Raw genomic sequence first — 15,580 nt, 5'->3', positions numbered from 1 at the left:
ATGGGCTATGGCGAGTTGTGGGAAGCAACCCATGTCGAATTGCTGGCCGCGGCCTGGGCCACGCTCCAGTTGGCGTTCGGGGCGTTGGTTATCGGCTTGATCGTCGGTTTACTGGTGGCGCTGGCGCGATTGTCTCGCAGCCGGCCATTGCGCCGTGCGGCGCTGATCTACATCGAGGTGTTTCGTGGCACCCCGGCACTGGTGCAACTGTTCATTGTCTACTTCAGCCTGACCGAAATCGGCGTTCAGTTCAGCTCGTTCCAGGCAGCGATGATTGGTTTGGGGCTGAATGCGGCGGCGTATCTGTCGGAGATTTACCGCTCGGGTCTGGAGGCGGTGCCCAAGGGGCAAGTGGAGGCGGCGAAGGCGATTGGCATGCCGCATCTCAAGGTGTTGCGCTGGGTCGTGTTGCCCCAGGCCATTCGCATCGTGCTCGCGCCGATCGGCAACGTTGCGATCTCGCTGTTGAAGGACACCTCTGTGGCCTCGCTGATCGCGGCGCCGGACCTGATGTTGCGGGCTCAGGACTTGAGTTCCGTGTACTTCATGCCGCTGGAAATCTACATCCTTGTGGGCGCGATCTACTTTGCGCTGTGTTATCCGCTGTCACTCGGCGTGCGATTGCTGGAGCGTAGGACGAGGCATTGAACCATTCAATTTGAGGCAAACGGCAGCCGTTCCTTGAACCAGGTCACGGCTTGCTTTTTGAACGCTTCGGCGGGTGGCGTTAACGGGTAGCGCTGGTCATAAGCCAATACGATGCGCTGCGCGGGCAGTTCTTCGCATATGGGACGACAGACCAGCGGCTGACCATCGTAGCTGTGGTCACCGAACGGCCTGGTATAGGTCAGCGCCACGCCGAACCCATTGGCCACGAGACTGCGCTGAAACTCGAAACTGTGGGTGCGCTGGACGCTGGCGGGCGACAGCCCATGGAAGTTGAACAGGTCCAGCACGTGCTGCCAGCTGTGGATTTGGTCAGTCACCACCAGATTGCATTTGCTGAGTGCTTGCAGGCTGACATGGGTCTCGTTTGCCAACGGGTGATCAGCCGCCAACAGGGCATGGGCCGTCAGCTGGCGCAGCTCGATGCATTCCATGTTTGCCGGCAATCCCAGGTCGTACGTCAGCGCCAACTCCAGGGTGCCTTCAGCGAGACGCTTACCGAGATATTCGAACCCGCCTTCACGCATATCGACAGTGACCTGAGGATGGTCCTGCTGCAGTCGTCTGAGGATCTGCGGCAGGCAATAAGGCGCCAGGTCCTCGTAGCAACCCAGCACCAGCTCCCCGGAAAAGTCGCTGCTATCAGTCCCGATATCCGAAAAGGTTCGAGCCTCGGCCAAGACCCGTTTTGCCTGCGCCATCACCGTGCGGCCGAAGGGCGTCAGGGACACGCCGAGCCCGCGTTGGCGAACAAACAGTGGCTGGCCGAAAAGCTGTTCCAACTCGGTAATGGCCGTGGAGATCGAGGGTTGGGAAACGTGCAACTCCTCGGCCGCCAGCGTGAGGTTGCTGTGTTTGGCCGCAGCGAGTGCGTAACGGAGTTGTCGCAGGCTGAACTTCATAAGATTTTCTTCGGTGATAAATCAATACATATTATTTTATCTTCGTTGAGTGTCATGAAATATTTGTCCTGCGGCCACCTTTATTTCTTGCTTGAGGGAGTTTCAGGTCATGACACACAGCTCTTACACCATTAGTGAAAAAGACATCGAGGCCTTTCAGCGCGATGGGGCGGTTTGCCTGCGCGGGATCTTCAGTGACTGGATCGAAACCATCGCCGCCGGTATCGAGCGCAACCTCGCCGAGCCGGGTGTTTACGCCAGTCGATACGTCGAGAAGGAGGACAAACCGGGCGGCTTTTTCGATGACTATTGCAACTGGCAGCGGATTCCAGAGTTTCGCGCCATGGTGGAGCAGTCACCTGCGGCCTCCGTCGCTGCCGCCGTCATGCGTTCGAAATCGGCACAGTTCTTCCATGATCATGTGCTGGTCAAGGAACCAGGTGCGCAAAAAGCCACGCCCTGGCATCAGGACATTCCCTACTACTTTGTCGAAGGCAGCCAGAACGTCAGTTTCTGGATACCTGTGGACCCGGTGCGCGAGTCAACGCTGCGGCTTCTTGCAGGCTCACATCGTTGGGAGAAAGGGATAAAACCCGTTCACTGGGCCGATCAAAGCGATTTTTACAGGGACGCTGATGGATACCGCGACGCTCCCGATCCGGATTCGGAAGAGGGCATGCAAGTCCTTGAGTGGGAGATGCAACCTGGCGATGCGGTGCTATTCGATTTTCGGACGGTGCATGGCGCCAGAGGCAATGCGTCGGCGCAGCGGCGACGTGTGTTGTCGCTTCGCTGGGTCGGCGACGACATGCGTTACATCGAGCGTCCAGGACGGACCTCTCCACCGTATCCAGGGCATGCGATGCAGACCGGTCAGAGACTGCGCGAAGATTGGTTCCCGACGATACATCAAGAAGCTTGAGTTCTACGTTGATGAAAATTGTTCGCCACTGACGTGGCGAATGCTTGCACTGCCATAACCCTGTTCACTGTGTTGGAGCGTGCGATTGTGAAAATCAAAAAAAACCTTACCGCCACACTGATTTCCCTCGGCCTGTTGGCCGGTAGTGCAACGAGCCAGGCTGCCGGTTGGTGCGAGTCGGGTAAACCGGTGAAGTTCGCCGGGCTCAATTGGGAAAGTGGCATGTTGCTCACCGACGTGTTGCAGGTTCTGCTCAAGGACGGTTACGGCTGTGCTATCGATACGCTGCCGGGCAATTCCATCACCATGGAGAGCGCATTGGGTAGCAACGACATTCAAGTGCTGGCTGAAGAGTGGGTCGGTCGAAGTGAAGTCTGGAACAAGGCTGCGGACAGCGGGAAGGTCGTCGGTGTGGGCGCGCCAATCATTGGGGCAACCGAAGGCTGGTATGTGCCGCGTTATGTGGTCGAGGGTGATGTAAAACGTAACCTCAAGCCCAAGGCGCCCGACTTGAAAAAAATCGCTGATCTGCCCCAGTACGCCGGACTTTTCAAGGATCAGGAAGAGCCGAACAAGGGCCGTTTTTACAACTGCCCGGCCGGCTGGACCTGCGAACTGGAAAACAGCGAAATGCTTAAAAGTTACGGCCTCGAAGCGAGCTACACCAACTTCCGCCCAGGTACTGGCCCGGCCCTGGATGCCGCCGTTCTGTCGAGCTACAAGCGTGGCGAGCCGATACTGTTTTACTACTGGTCACCGACGCCGCTAATGGGGCAGGTCGACCTGGTCAAGCTGGAAGAGAAGCCGGGCATCGACAAAAAGATCAGCATCAAAGTAGGGCTCTCCAGCGTTTTCCATGAGCAGGCGCCAGAACTGGTTGGCGTGCTCGAGAAGGTCAATCTGCCGATCGATCTGTTAAACCGGAACTTGGCCCGGATGACCAAAGAGCACATTGACTCTCCCAAGCTGGCCAGGATTTTCTTCAAGGAACACCCGGAAATCTGGCACACCTGGGTCAGTGAAGCGGCTGCGAAAAAAATCGACGCGACGCTCTAGCGCAACATAGGGCATGGATGCCCTTTCTCTGACACCTATCCCTCGATTTTTCTTCGCCCCGTTGGCGAAGTGCCCCATTGCACCCAGGAAAAAAGACAATGATCAAATCACGAGCTGCCGTCGCCTTCGCGGCGAACCAACCCCTGCAAATTGTTGAAGTCGATGTGGCTGCACCGCAAGCCGGGGAAGTGCTGGTGCGCATCATTGCAACCGGCGTCTGCCATACCGATGCTTTTACCCTTTCCGGTGCTGACCCTGAAGGCCTCTTTCCAGTCATTCTTGGTCACGAAGGCGGCGGCATCGTCGAGGCGGTTGGCGAGGGTGTCACCTCAGTGGCGGTGGGCGATCATGTGATCCCGCTGTACACCCCGGAATGTGGCGAGTGCAAATTCTGCACGTCCGGCAAGACCAACCTCTGCCAGAAAATTCGCGCCACTCAGGGTAAAGGCCTGATGCCAGATGGCACCAGCCGTTTTTCCTACAAGGGCCAACCCATCTTCCACTACATGGGTACCTCGACCTTCTCCGAGTACACCGTGCTGCCGGAAATCTCTCTGGCCAGGATTCCCAAGGAGGCTCCGCTAGAGAAGGTCTGCTTGCTCGGTTGCGGTGTGACGACCGGAATTGGCGCAGTGCTCAACACGGCCAAGGTGGAAGAGGGCGCCAGCGTGGCGATCTTCGGTCTTGGCGGTATCGGCCTGGCAGCCATCATCGGCGCCACCATGGCCAAGGCTGGTCGAATAATCGCGATCGATATCAATCCGGCCAAGTTCGAGATCGCCAGGCAATTGGGCGCCACCGACTTCATCAATCCGAAGGATTACGACAAGCCGATCCAGGACGTGATAGTCGAGATGACCGAGGGTGGTGTGGATTACTCCTTCGAATGCATTGGCAACGTCAATCTCATGCGCGCGGCCCTGGAGTGCTGTCACAAGGGGTGGGGCGAGTCGGTGATTATTGGCGTCGCCGGAGCCGGTCAGGAAATCAGTACTCGTCCTTTCCAGCTGGTGACCGGGCGCGTCTGGCGCGGCTCGGCATTTGGTGGTGTGAAAGGACGCAGCGAACTGCCCAGCTATGTCGAGAAGTCTCAACAGGGTGAGATTCCGCTGGATACCTTCATCACTCACACCATGGGGTTGGAGGCGATCAACAAGGCCTTCGACCTGATGCATAACGGTGAAAGCATCCGCACCGTCATCCATTTTGATCGCTGACTCAACAGGTTTGACGAAGGCCGCCAGGGCGAGTCTCACCTGGGGAAAACTGCAATATCAACCACCGCATTTCTACCAAAGAGAGCACTAAGATGACCATTTTCACTCATGTGACCGTCGGTACTAACAACCTGCAACAAGCGCGCAGCTTCTACGACAGCGTCCTGGGTACACTGGGCCAAAAACGCATCGCCGATCTGGACGACAATGGCTCGATTTGGGGTGAGAGCGCTCCCTCGTTCTTCGTACTGAAACCTGCCAACGGTGCGCCTGCCACCGTCGGCAACGGCGTAACCGTCAGCTTCGAGGCTCCTAGTCGGGCCGCTGTTCAGGCTTTCCATGAAGCCGCGCTGGCCAACGGCGGCACTTGTGAAGGACAACCTGGGCCACGCAGCTGGGCTCCAGACGCCTATGCGGCTTACGCAAGGGACCTCGATGGTAACAAGCTGGCCGCGTACTGCTTCAAGCCAGCCTGAGCTTTATGAAGAGGCATCATTAGATGCCTCGTCATTCATCCTGACCGGCCAGGTTAAGCAAACGAGTGATTACAATGGGTGGCTTGAACACGCCCGTTGAACCGTGGCGTTTGAATGACTGTTATTGGCTGTGACCGACCCTGAGCGGCCACTCGTCAACGTCAGCCCAGGGTCGAAAGCTGCTTGCTCCACTATTGCAGCGGAACATACACATCAGTTTGCCATTGATCCTGCGGTGTCTCGGGATAGACGCTCAGGTAATTGAAAAACAGCGGCTGGTCACGAAGTTCCTCTCCACTGGCAGGAAGCCAATCGCGGTAAATCGGATAGATCGTTTCGCCGATGTGATCCGGTGACCCCGCGTGTCGCACCACGACGCAGCGACCGCCAGGAATAACGATCTCGTGCACGCCGAACTCATTCGGCGCCACGGCCTTGTGAATCTCGCCGCAGATTGCGAAGCGGAATGCTTGTGGAGGTGTCGTATCGGGGTTGCCATAGGGAATGCCAAAGGTGCGACTCGATGCCACCGGCGACTGTCCGCTCTGCATACGCCACTCGATGAACTTGCGCACGCTCTCATTGACGAGCCCGGTTGGTCCGCAGTGTTCAAGCGCTGCTACCCTGACTTCAGGGAATTCCACGATTCGTACTTGCATGATGATAGTCCTGGAAAAGTGAGGGATTGCGAATACCGTGTTCCAGACCCGCCAGTTCGGTTCCTTCCTGAACGCACTCGGCGTCATATCGAACGCCCGCCTGAACGCCCTGCAAAATGCCTCGGGACTTTCAAAGCCAGCACCGAGTGCGGCGTCCAGTACCGAGTGATCGGCGAGGGCGGCCAGGCGATGTGCCGCGCGTCGTAGCCGCATCAGTTGCACATAGCGTGAGACAGGCACTCCTACGAACGCGGTGAATTGTCGATGGAAGTGAAACGCCGAAAAGTTCGCCACATGGCTCAACGTTTTCACCGACAAGTCACCTTCGAGATTGCCATCAATGTAGGCGAGTACGGTGTTGAAGCGTTGTGTGTAAGCGAAGTGGGTCGGCATGTCAGACACTGGGAAAAGCTCCTGGAAGTACGGTCGGCAATAGTGTCGACGATAGCGGCGTGAACGCGCCTAGCCGCGTTTGCTCAAGGCACGTTTTGGGTTAGCCAATTCGATCTCTTCCAAGGCGATGTAAAGGTCGAGGGCATTCCAGGTGTCACTTCTGGCCGATTGCTGCCAGTCGCGAAGGGCTGCAATCGGACTGTGGGTGCCCCCAGGAGTCGCTGCATCTCTACGCCGTAGCTGCGGGTGTTGCTCTGCAATCGCTGCGCCGCGCACAGAGTTGCCTCTGCAAGAGAGGAAGGGCTACAGTTTACGTTACGTGAGGTTGGATGCCTCGATCACGCTCAGGGATAAACGCCGTGTTTCCAATCGATATCTGGCTTGCCTACACCGCAGCGTGTTTGCTTCTGGTACTCGCGCCAGGTCCGGACAATCTGTTGGCCGTGGGCCGCGGGCTCAGCCAAGGGAAAACAGCCGCGATATTATCGGGACTGGCATCCGGCACAGGAATTTTCTTTCATGTGACGGCCGCTTCGTTAGGACTGACGCTACTTATGCAGACCTCCACAGCAGCGTTCTGGATCGTCAAGCTTATCGGTACCGGCTACTTGCTCTGGCTAGGTATCAAGGTGTTGCGCTCTCGTAGCCTGCTCAGCTTTCATCCAGCAACTCGACAATCCCTGCCGAGTATTTTCCTGACAGGCTTCTTCTCCGCAGCACTGAACCCCAAGCCGGGCTTTTTCGTGTTGGCATTCATCCCGCAGTTTGTCGACCCGCACCGTGGCTCAGTGAGTATCCAGATGCTGGTGTACGGCGTGTGGTTTGCCGTACTTACGGCAGTTGGATTCGCACTCATGGGGGTTTTCGCCACGGCACTCTCCGGTTTTTTACGTCAGCGGCCACGACTCGTGAATGGTCTGAACGTGGGAGCAGGGCTGACGTTTGTGGCGTCGGGGGTATCAATCGCGGCGCTCAGCCAAAAGTAGAACATGCTGCTCGGGGGGGGCAAGGGACTCGCCCCGCGAGCAGCACGGTAAACGTCCAACTTGTGAAATCAAGCTGATGAAACGTGGGGCCACTTGGGGCCGGTAACTGCCGGTCATCAAGGGCTGCTATTGGCCGGTTGCGTTCTTTCACGATGCGTTGCCGCCTCCTCATGGGAAACCCGAAGCGTGAACTCTAAGATGGCGGCATTTAGGGCGGGTAGGGCGAGCTGATTTGGGTTGATCTTGAAAAGCAGGCATCGTTCTGGGTGCTCCGGCCCCCAAATGTTGCTGTCGTTGAACCGCTCGGGGCCGAGATATCCAGGGTGCAGGGGCTCGCCGGTGCAGATGTAATCCCGGAGTTTCTTGACCAGATCCTTCTGCGTGCCTCCGTGACTGAACCCCCGCTACTTTCCTCCCCAAACCGTTTCATGGATGAAGATCCGCTTGCCGCTGTAGTCGTCGATGATATGGATCGCCTGATTGACCTGCTCGGTGCGCTGCTGCTTCAGGGCGAGTTTGTTTTTTGTGGGCATGGAGGGAGCCTTGGCCGGTGTTCGGCTACAGTAGGTAGGTCATCGAAAAGGAGATCGAACATGCAATGCTTAATTTGCCAGGCTGCTTCTAAAATTGTTCACATGGCAGGGTGCTGGTCCGAGGTCAAATGCTCGGCCGGGTGTGGGCACTTTAGGGTCTCAGCGAACCTTGTTGCGAAGATGAAGTTCAAGAACGAATTCTTTGACGTTGAACGAACAAGGCAATGGCTCGGGATGGCTCGGAACGAGGGGCCAATGCCGTTGATATCGACCTACGATTACAATGTTTCTTTGTTGCATCGTGCCACTAAAGAGCGATCTGACAGCTTGCCCAGTCGTCCTAGGAAATCGATGGCTTTGGAATAAATGGACTTCTGACTTCGATCCGCCTGGTCATGCCCGGGCGGTGGGTGGGCTGACGGAGGCAGGATCAGCTACAGTTGATAGGTCATTCACAAAGAGGTGCGTATGAGCATCACTGTCTGTGTCATATGTCGCGAGAGCGCCGAGAAAGCTTTTCCGGTGACCAGTTTTGATGAGTTTAAATGTCCGAACTGCGGCTACTACTCAGTCAATCGTCAGTTGATTGAGGAGATGACGGCAGCAAGGCAGGTCTTTGACACCGAGCGCACCCAGCAATACGTGTTGACCCATTCTCAGTCGGGCCAGGTGCCTGCGATTACGCGAATCGAGACTACGAAGCATCGATTGATTGTGGAGAGCACGGGAAAAGGGTGAGGGCGGGTCATGCTGCCAACTGCGGTTGTTCCTGCGATGCACGCAACTACTAGCATCGTCTATCACCATGGTGTTGGATTCTCGCAATATTGCACGGAGTGTTGAAGGCCTCTTTTATAGGTAATTCACATCACTCAATGCTCATGGGCATGTGAATGGATGGTCAGGGCACCCGGTACTTTGGTGCGTTCGAGCCCCCCCACGTTCCAGCCACCGGAGGGTCTGCTCATAGGCACGCTGCAGCAAAGACTCGGTCTGGTCAAAGTTGAACACCGAGACATCCACAGGGCACAAGGGCGGGACGATGTGCAGGCTGGTGAGAGTGCGGAAGTGTTCGATGTCGCTCACCAGTTGGCGCATGCTCATCAGATTGACGGTGTGCAGGGCTAGGGCGACCAGGCCTCGGGGCGGTTGTGTCAGGGCGCAACTTACGCCGGTGGGGATTACCACGACGTTGGTGGCTCCCAAGGCTACGGCAGTCGAAATAGGTGTATTGCTTGCCACGCCGCCGTCAACCAGGAACTGATCGGCGATTTGTACGCAGGGGAACACCAGCGGAATGGCAGCGCTGGCCAGTAACGCCTGCTCGAGTTCGCCACTGGACAGAACCGTCTCGGCACCACTGAGCAGGTCGGTGGTGACGATGTGCAGGGGTAGCGCCGCATCCTCAATGCGATGAATGGGCAGTGCCTGACCCAGCAATCGGTTCAAGGCCGCCGGCTGCAACAGAAAGCCACGCCGTTTGATCAGTCCTCTACAGGTATCGAGCCAAGAGAGGGGGAAGATGTCAGTTTTAGTCAGCCCGAGCCAGAATCCGGCGAGCGCCTCGACGCCATCGGAATCGGGTCTTGCGGCAAAGTAGGCGCCGTTGATAGCGCCTACCGAAGCGCCAACCACCATGTCGAATCGAACATTGGCCTCGACCAAGGCCCGTAACATACCCACCTGCACCGCACCCAAACTGCCGCCGCCAGCGAATACGATTGCGGTTTTGGTCGCCATGGTCGAAGTCTCGGTGCAGAAATGTATCGAATGAGTGTAGCTGGCGGGTCGGCGTTACTTCCGGGTGCTCGCCACATGATCGAGACATCGCAAGCTTGGAGTTCCGGACGATGCCGAATCCCAATGGAAACGGGATCAATGCGTAACGGATCGTGCTTCTACTGTCAGGCTGCACTTATAGGCTTCAACCTCTATGACAATGAGGAGAAGCTTCGTCGAACTTGGTATCTGAAAGAGCTGCCTTAGGCACTTCATGTTAACAGTGCCTAGGGCAGGATTTCTTAAGCTCAGGCTGGCGTAGCCTTCAGACAATGCGCAGCCCGGCCCTCCCATTTGGCGATTACCAACGGAGCCAACGCATTGCCAAGTACGTTCAGGGCAGTCGTCGGCATTTCCATTAGTCGGTAGACCCCAGCAATGAATGCAATGCCCTCCAGTGGTAGCCCAGCACTGGCCAGCGTGGCTGAAAGAATCACAAACATGAACCCCGGTACACCAGCAGCCCCCTTGGATGTCAGAACCATGGTGACCACCAGCAAAGCCTGATCACCAAAGCTCAGATCGATGCCATATAGCTGTGCTACGAACAAGGTGCCGATGCCGAGGAACAGCGAAGCGCCGTCAAGGTTAAAGGAGTAACCCACCGGCACCACGAAGCTGACCAGTGAAGGTGGCACGCCGTAGGTTTCGAGCTTTTTCATCAGCTGCGGCATTACCGCTGCCGAACTCGCACTGGAGAAAGCCAGAATCAGTTCGTCCTTGATATGCCGCATCAGTGCGAACAGGTTGATTCCGCACAGCCGTGCTACCAGGTTGAGCACTATCAGGACGAAGAAAGCAATCGCCACGTAACTGACCATGATCAGCTTGGCCAATGGCAACAAAGAGCTGAAACCAAAGTTGGCCACGGTCACGGAAATCATGCCGAATACGCCAATGGGCGAGTAGGCCATGATCATCGACGTCACCTTGAACATCGCTTCAGATACGCCACGCAGTAGCGCAATCAACGGCTCTTTGCGTTCATTGCTCAGCTTGGAAACGCCCAGGCCGAACATCACGGCAAAGAACAACACCGAGAGCAAACTGCCCTGGGCCATCGCATTGATCACATTGTCCGGGATGATCCCAACGATGATCTGACCCAGACTATGACCGGCGCCATTACTGGTTGGCAGGGTAATGGCGGCGGCTTTGAGACTCGCCAGATCGGTACCGGAACCCGGCTTGAGCAGGTTGCCGATTACTAGACCGACGATGATCGCCAGGGTGGTGATGCTGAAGAAATACGTCAGCGACTTCACCCCGATGCGGCCAAGGGATTTACCGTCACCGTGACCGGCAATGCCGACCACCATGCAGGAAAACACAATAGGCACGACGATCATCTTCATCAGCTTGATGAAAATGTCGCCGGCCGGTTGCAGTAGGTTGTCGATCAGCCAGGGACGGGACTCAGGGAAACGGTGCAGCAGGGCGCCGATGGCGATGCCGGCGAGCAGGCCAATCATGATTTGCCATACCAGCGCGATACGGGGCTTGTGCATGGGGATGCCTCATTTGATGACAATGATTATGAGTGTTGTTCTAGGCAGTCAATGAGCAGCCGTCCGGTGGCTGTCGGGTGTCGCGAATTTCCATCAGCGCAATCGTTGGCACGCTTCTTTGAGGCGACGGCAGCCTTCTTCGATTACATCCAGAGAGCTGGCAAATGAAAGGCGGATATAGGGCGACATGCCGTACGCCGCGCCGCTGACAGTGGCCAGTCCGTACTCCTTGAGCAGATAGGCAACCAGCTGTGAATCACTATGAAGGGGTTCGCCGTTTTCGGTGGTTTTGCCCATCAGGCCACTGACGTTGGCGAACACATAAAACGCCCCGTCTGGTGGGGTAAAACTCACGCCGTTGATTGTTCGCAACAACTCCAACATTCGGTCGCGGCGTTGCTGATACACCTCGCGCATACCGGCAATCGGCGCTTGATCTCCTGCGAACGCGGCCACCGCAGCGGCCTGACTCACCGAGCTCGGACAGGTCGTGGTCTGAGACAATAATTTTCCGATAGCTCCAATCAACCATGCAGGGCCTGCACCAAACCCGAGTCGCCAACCGGTCATGGCATAACCCTTGGACGCGCCGTTAACGATCAGCGTGCGATGCTTGAGATCGGGGGCAAGTCGGGTTAGCGACACATGCACGGCGTCGCTGTATACGAACTGTTCGTAGATTTCGTCGGCCATGATCAGCAGGTGAGGGTGCCTACGCAGCACTGCAGCAAGAGCTAGCAGTTCGGATTCGTTGTATACCGCGCCGCTCGGGTTGTTTGGTGTGTTGAGAATCACCCATTTACTGCATGGTGTGATGGCCTGCTCCAAAGCCTCGGGTGAGAGCTTAAAACCGTTGGTTTCGTCACCAGGGATGATCACCGGTGTGGCGTCGTTCAGTCGGGCGATGTCCGGGTAAGAAACCCAGTACGGCGTATGCACGATGACTTCATCACCCAAGTTTAAGGTCGCGGCCAGGGCGTGATAAATGATGTGCTTGCCACCGCAACCGGCGATCACTTCGTCCAGGGCATAGTGCAAACCATTGTCGCGCTCAAGCTTCAGGCAGATCGCCTGACGCAAAGCCAGTGTTCCGTTGGTGGCTGTGTAATGTGTGTCACCGCTGTGCATCGCGGTACTGGCGGCTCGGAGAATATGCTCCGGGGTGTCGAAGTCCGGCTCACCTAAAGTGAAATTAACGATGTCCCGGCCTTGAGCCCGTAACTCAGTCACCAATGCGTTGGCAGCAATGCTCGGCGAAGGCTCGATGCTCAGCACCCGATTAGACAAAAATGCAGTGCTCATGATTTTCCCCCTCAATCGGCCAGGCCAGCCTGTTGCAAGACCTTGTCCATCCAGCTTTGGCGAACAGCACCGGTAGCGATTTCGGCCTTTACTTCTTCTTCGTGGGCTGCGTGTTGTGCGGCGCGTCGAAGTACCTCAGCGGCATCCGCCTGGGAGAACGCCACAAGTCCGTCTTCATCGCCGACCAGCAGATCACCCGGCTCGATCAACATGCCGCCAATTGAAACCGGAACGTTTATCTCGCCGGGGCCGCTTTTGTACGGGCCACAGTGCACAACGCTACGGGCGTAGCAGGGGGTGTCGTCGAAACTGGCGACATCGCGAATCGCACCGTCGATAACGAAACCAACGCATCCACGCTGCAGGGCGTAAAGCTTGACCAACTCGCCGATCACCGCATTGTTGGTGTCGCCCTGAGCATCAACCACCAGCACGTGACCGGGTTGCAACATGCTCATGGCTTTGTAGATCAGCAGGTTGTCGCCGGGGCGGGTTTTAACGGTGAGGGCAGTACCGACTAATTTTCCTCTGCGGTTGTAGCGGGTGAGTCCGCGAGCGCCGATGTGCCGGCCGAGGTTGTCGCTTATGTGCGGGGTGACCACGTGGGCAAAGGCTTCGAGCACCTCGGCAGCGGCTAGCGGCGGATTGGGAAGAATGCGTGAACCGGGCAAGGACATGGCTGATCTCCGAAAGTTTGAGGTAGCAGCCGGTCAGGGCTGTGTCTCGATCTTAGGAGCGACGAATAAAGAGTTTTAGCGATATTTTATTATGCGTTAACATCGCTTTTTTTCATGTGGTGTTGTCATGATCACCTTCAAGCAGATTGACGCGCTTTACTGGATAGCCGAACTCGGTAGCTTCGAAGCTGCGGCTAATAAGCTCAACATGTCTCAGTCGGCTATTTCCAAGCGCATCCAGGAGCTGGAAGAAACCTTCGATGTGGAGATTTTCGACCGCAGCAAGCGCAACGCTCGGTTGACCGAAAAGGGCGGGGAACTGCTGGATTACGCCAAGGACTTGCTGGAGCGTCGCGACTATTTGCTGGAACGCGTAAGTGCCCGTGAAGTCTTGGTGCGAAGGTTTCGACTCGGTGTCACCGAACTGACTGCGCTGACCTGGTTGCCAGCGCTGGTAGAGTCGCTGCGACAAGCTTATCCCAAGGTGCAAATCGAGCCTTCGGTGGAACTGAGCAGTGAGCTGTTTCGAAAACTGGAAAATGATCAGCTTGATCTGGTCATCGTTCCGGACGTTTACAACGATGCTCGATTCGTAAGTACGCCACTGAAAAGTGTTGAGAATGCCTGGATGTGTGCTCCGCGCCTGATCTCCGATCCGGATCCTGTGAGTCTCGAAGTCTTGGCCGGGTGCACGGTGTTGACCCAAGGTTCACAATCAGGCACTGGCTTGATCTACGAACGATGGTTGGCCTCTCATAACGTGCAGATGCCCAAGACCCTAACCAGCCACAACTTACTGGTGCAGGTAGGGCTCACTTTGTCGGGGGTGGGGGTCAGTTACCTCCCTAAGGCCTGTCTATCTCACTTGATCGACCAAGGTGCGTTGCGAGCATTGGTCACAACACCTGGACTGCCAAGAATTCGCTACACAGCGCTTCACCGCACTGATCGCCAATTTGGATTGAATCAAAACGTGGCGCAGTTAGCGGTCGAATGCTGTGATTTTTCAAAACTATTACTGTGAGCATTTGAAGTGGGAGGAGCTCAGGCTAATCAGCTCACTCAGGCGTCATGAGCACCGCAAGCGTCATGTTGAAGAACTCTTCGTTCTTGCTGATCGTTTCTAGCGCTCCGCGTACGTTGCCGCCAACCTCATCCGCGCCACGCTGTTCGACCCAAGGCGTCGGCTCCATGATCGCGGCCTCGAGAGCCAGTTGATTCTGATTGATTTTGAGGAGTAGGGAAGGGAGTAGGTCTGCGTTCGACATTGTGATTCCTCCGTGGAAGAGGTCAGCGTAGTAAAGGCCTGAATCAGTCGGGAACGGTTTCGACGCTGCGAGTCAGCGCACCAAGCCATCGAAGCTGCCCGCCTAACAACTCTGGTGCGTGACAAACTGGTGGCAAATCGAAAGCCAGTGGGTGTGCTATCACCAAATTAACTAATTCTTATAGTGATGCCCTGACCACCAATGGACAATCAACTGGCTGGGTTCCCGATACTTCAATGGTCTCGATCAGGTGCTGGGCAGCCTTACGACCGATCTCGTAGTACGGCAGTTGCACTGTCGTCAACGGCGGGATGAACAGCTCAGCGATACCGATCATATTGTCGTAGCCGAGCACGGCGACATCGTCGGGGATTTTCAGACCTCGGCCCAACAACAGCTGATAAGCACAAAACGCAATACGGTCATTGCCACAGATCAGAATGTCGAATTGGGGGCGACCTTCGATGATATGTCGGTCGAGGATGGCCGCGGTTTCACCGTAGGCGTCATGATCGGAAAGGTCGTATTGCAGGAGTGCGTCAGGCGCCAGGCCGAATGCCTGACAGGCACGTTGCAGGCCTTTTTGTCGCAAGCCCCAAGCCAGACTCTGTTTTGGCAGATTGATGCACAGAGGGCGCCGATAGCCCTGGCTCAACGCATGATGTACCGCTCGATACTGCCCCGTTTCGTCGTCTGGCACATAACTCACCAGGCGACTGTCATCTGCCAGACAATTGGCGAGTACCAGGGGTTTGCTCTTCAAACGCTCGGGAATGTTCACCTGGCGAAACCCCATGGCGCTGAAGATCAATCCGTCGGGACGGTGCGACAACATCAGGTCGATGTTCTGGTCGGTGGGCGGGTTGCTTAGCAGGTTAAGGATAAATACATTCCAGCCTGCTTGCTGTGCGGTCTGTTCGATGGACAGCAGCAGTTCGACGGCGAACGGTGTTGTCGCGGTGTCCAGCGCGAACACACCGATGGTTCGCGACTGGAGGTTGTCACCGCGCATCCTGCGCGCCGACAGGCTCGGTACGAATTGCAGTTCATCAATGGCGCGACGCACCCGCAGAAGGGTTTCGGGGCTCAGTTTTTCCGGGTTGTTGAGCGCTCGAGAAACCGTCATCAGGGACACGCCGGCCAGCTGTGCAACGTCTTTCACTGAAGTCATGCGAGGCAAGGCCGGTCAGGTTGACGCAGAATCATGACACATCGCCAGCGCTTCTCGCGACTCGA

Annotated in this window: 16 protein-coding genes and 1 pseudogene; 8 read left to right on the top strand and 9 right to left on the bottom strand. The window is 56.5% G+C overall.

Annotated elements, in window-relative coordinates; genetic code table 11:
• Complete coding sequence (locus AC3IUE_RS18420) at positions 1 to 648, top strand: amino acid ABC transporter permease (RefSeq protein WP_458959981.1); 648 nt, start codon at positions 1 to 3, stop codon at positions 646 to 648.
• Between the two features lie 5 nt (positions 649 to 653).
• On the opposite strand, the gene AC3IUE_RS18415 is transcribed toward AC3IUE_RS18420, so the two are convergent.
• Complete coding sequence (locus AC3IUE_RS18415) at positions 654 to 1,568, bottom strand: LysR substrate-binding domain-containing protein (protein ID WP_489263222.1); 915 nt, start codon at positions 1,566 to 1,568, stop codon at positions 654 to 656.
• Between the two features lie 109 nt (positions 1,569 to 1,677).
• Between AC3IUE_RS18415 and AC3IUE_RS18410 the strand changes: the two genes are divergently transcribed.
• The 4 genes from AC3IUE_RS18410 to AC3IUE_RS18395 all read left to right on the top strand — a co-directional run bounded on the left by AC3IUE_RS18410 (position 1,678) and on the right by AC3IUE_RS18395 (position 5,239).
• Positions 1,678 to 2,490: a phytanoyl-CoA dioxygenase family protein gene (locus AC3IUE_RS18410; RefSeq protein ID WP_489263221.1), complete on the top strand. Its 813-nt coding sequence runs from the start codon at positions 1,678 to 1,680 to the stop codon at positions 2,488 to 2,490.
• Positions 2,491 to 2,577: 87 nt separating this feature from the next.
• Positions 2,578 to 3,546: an ABC transporter substrate-binding protein gene (locus AC3IUE_RS18405; RefSeq protein WP_489263220.1), complete on the top strand. Its 969-nt coding sequence runs from the start codon at positions 2,578 to 2,580 to the stop codon at positions 3,544 to 3,546.
• Between the two features lie 98 nt (positions 3,547 to 3,644).
• Complete coding sequence (locus tag AC3IUE_RS18400) at positions 3,645 to 4,763, top strand: S-(hydroxymethyl)glutathione dehydrogenase/class III alcohol dehydrogenase (protein WP_489263219.1); 1,119 nt, start codon at positions 3,645 to 3,647, stop codon at positions 4,761 to 4,763.
• 92 nt (positions 4,764 to 4,855) lie between these two features.
• Positions 4,856 to 5,239, top strand: coding sequence for a VOC family protein (locus AC3IUE_RS18395; RefSeq protein WP_046046560.1), 384 nt, complete (start codon positions 4,856 to 4,858; stop codon positions 5,237 to 5,239).
• A 191-nt stretch (positions 5,240 to 5,430) separates the two neighbouring features.
• On the opposite strand, the gene AC3IUE_RS18390 is transcribed toward AC3IUE_RS18395, so the two are convergent.
• Entirely contained in the window at positions 5,431 to 6,300 is an 870-nt protein-coding gene (locus AC3IUE_RS18390; protein ID WP_489263218.1) for an AraC family transcriptional regulator, read from the bottom strand.
• A gap of 350 nt (positions 6,301 to 6,650) precedes the next feature.
• Here AC3IUE_RS18390 and AC3IUE_RS18385 point away from each other — a divergent pair, with 350 nt between their 5' ends.
• Positions 6,651 to 7,277 carry a LysE family translocator gene (locus AC3IUE_RS18385; RefSeq protein WP_489263217.1) on the top strand — a complete coding sequence of 209 codons (627 nt, stop codon included), beginning with the start codon at positions 6,651 to 6,653 and terminating at the stop codon, positions 7,275 to 7,277.
• 404 nt (positions 7,278 to 7,681) lie between these two features.
• Here AC3IUE_RS18385 and AC3IUE_RS18380 read toward each other — a convergent pair whose 3' ends face one another.
• Positions 7,682 to 7,810, bottom strand: coding sequence for a hypothetical protein (locus AC3IUE_RS18380; RefSeq protein WP_489263216.1), 129 nt, complete (start codon positions 7,808 to 7,810; stop codon positions 7,682 to 7,684).
• A gap of 468 nt (positions 7,811 to 8,278) precedes the next feature.
• Here AC3IUE_RS18380 and AC3IUE_RS18375 point away from each other — a divergent pair, with 468 nt between their 5' ends.
• Positions 8,279 to 8,548, top strand: coding sequence for a hypothetical protein (locus AC3IUE_RS18375; protein WP_461998135.1), 270 nt, complete (start codon positions 8,279 to 8,281; stop codon positions 8,546 to 8,548).
• A gap of 134 nt (positions 8,549 to 8,682) precedes the next feature.
• Here AC3IUE_RS18375 and AC3IUE_RS18370 read toward each other — a convergent pair.
• The 4 genes and pseudogenes from AC3IUE_RS18370 to AC3IUE_RS18355 form a co-directional block, all read right to left on the bottom strand.
• Positions 8,683 to 9,550: pseudogene (locus AC3IUE_RS18370) on the bottom strand (patatin-like phospholipase family protein).
• 287 nt (positions 9,551 to 9,837) lie between these two features.
• Positions 9,838 to 11,097 (bottom strand): cation:dicarboxylate symporter family transporter, encoded by a 1,260-nt coding sequence (locus AC3IUE_RS18365; protein WP_489263215.1) that lies wholly within the window; start codon positions 11,095 to 11,097, stop codon positions 9,838 to 9,840.
• A 93-nt stretch (positions 11,098 to 11,190) separates the two neighbouring features.
• Positions 11,191 to 12,399, bottom strand: coding sequence for a pyridoxal phosphate-dependent aminotransferase (locus tag AC3IUE_RS18360; RefSeq protein WP_489263214.1), 1,209 nt, complete (start codon positions 12,397 to 12,399; stop codon positions 11,191 to 11,193).
• A gap of 11 nt (positions 12,400 to 12,410) precedes the next feature.
• Complete coding sequence (locus AC3IUE_RS18355; RefSeq protein ID WP_489263213.1) at positions 12,411 to 13,076, bottom strand: RraA family protein; 666 nt, start codon at positions 13,074 to 13,076, stop codon at positions 12,411 to 12,413.
• Positions 13,077 to 13,203: 127 nt separating this feature from the next.
• Between AC3IUE_RS18355 and AC3IUE_RS18350 the strand changes: the two genes are divergently transcribed.
• Complete coding sequence (locus AC3IUE_RS18350) at positions 13,204 to 14,100, top strand: LysR family transcriptional regulator (RefSeq protein ID WP_489263212.1); 897 nt, start codon at positions 13,204 to 13,206, stop codon at positions 14,098 to 14,100.
• Between the two features lie 34 nt (positions 14,101 to 14,134).
• Here AC3IUE_RS18350 and AC3IUE_RS18345 read toward each other — a convergent pair whose 3' ends face one another.
• The gene (locus tag AC3IUE_RS18345; protein ID WP_489263211.1) at positions 14,135 to 14,344 is read right to left on the bottom strand and encodes a hypothetical protein; all 210 of its coding nucleotides are present in this window, start codon (positions 14,342 to 14,344) and stop codon (positions 14,135 to 14,137) included.
• Positions 14,345 to 14,522: 178 nt separating this feature from the next.
• The gene (locus AC3IUE_RS18340) at positions 14,523 to 15,515 is read right to left on the bottom strand and encodes a LacI family DNA-binding transcriptional regulator (protein ID WP_489263210.1); all 993 of its coding nucleotides are present in this window, start codon (positions 15,513 to 15,515) and stop codon (positions 14,523 to 14,525) included.
• Positions 15,516 to 15,580 lie beyond the last annotated feature (65 nt).

It is taken from the genome of Pseudomonas sp. GL_093, assembly GCF_057837605.1.
The sequence above is the reverse complement of the archived record's forward strand: the minus strand, read 5'-3'. Positions and strand labels throughout refer to the sequence as shown.

Excerpts from the sequence above, each read along its gene's own strand:
- AC3IUE_RS18360 (WP_489263214.1), bottom strand. The coding sequence starts at position 12,399 with ATGAGCACTGCATTTTTGTCTAATCGGGTGCTGAGCATCGAGCCTTCG.
- AC3IUE_RS18340 (WP_489263210.1), bottom strand. The coding sequence starts at position 15,515 with ATGACTTCAGTGAAAGACGTTGCACAGCTGGCCGGCGTGTCCCTGATG.
- AC3IUE_RS18365 (WP_489263215.1), bottom strand. The coding sequence starts at position 11,097 with ATGCACAAGCCCCGTATCGCGCTGGTATGGCAAATCATGATTGGCCTG.
- AC3IUE_RS18355 (WP_489263213.1), bottom strand. The coding sequence starts at position 13,076 with ATGTCCTTGCCCGGTTCACGCATTCTTCCCAATCCGCCGCTAGCCGCT.
- AC3IUE_RS18380 (WP_489263216.1), bottom strand. The coding sequence starts at position 7,810 with ATGCCCACAAAAAACAAACTCGCCCTGAAGCAGCAGCGCACCGAGCAG.
- AC3IUE_RS18395 (WP_046046560.1), top strand. The coding sequence starts at position 4,856 with ATGACCATTTTCACTCATGTGACCGTCGGTACTAACAACCTGCAACAA.
- AC3IUE_RS18350 (WP_489263212.1), top strand. The coding sequence starts at position 13,204 with ATGATCACCTTCAAGCAGATTGACGCGCTTTACTGGATAGCCGAACTC.
- AC3IUE_RS18415 (WP_489263222.1), bottom strand. The coding sequence starts at position 1,568 with ATGAAGTTCAGCCTGCGACAACTCCGTTACGCACTCGCTGCGGCCAAA.
- AC3IUE_RS18400 (WP_489263219.1), top strand. The coding sequence starts at position 3,645 with ATGATCAAATCACGAGCTGCCGTCGCCTTCGCGGCGAACCAACCCCTG.
- AC3IUE_RS18420 (WP_458959981.1), top strand. The coding sequence starts at position 1 with ATGGGCTATGGCGAGTTGTGGGAAGCAACCCATGTCGAATTGCTGGCC.
- AC3IUE_RS18410 (WP_489263221.1), top strand. The coding sequence starts at position 1,678 with ATGACACACAGCTCTTACACCATTAGTGAAAAAGACATCGAGGCCTTT.
- AC3IUE_RS18375 (WP_461998135.1), top strand. The coding sequence starts at position 8,279 with ATGAGCATCACTGTCTGTGTCATATGTCGCGAGAGCGCCGAGAAAGCT.
- AC3IUE_RS18345 (WP_489263211.1), bottom strand. The coding sequence starts at position 14,344 with ATGTCGAACGCAGACCTACTCCCTTCCCTACTCCTCAAAATCAATCAG.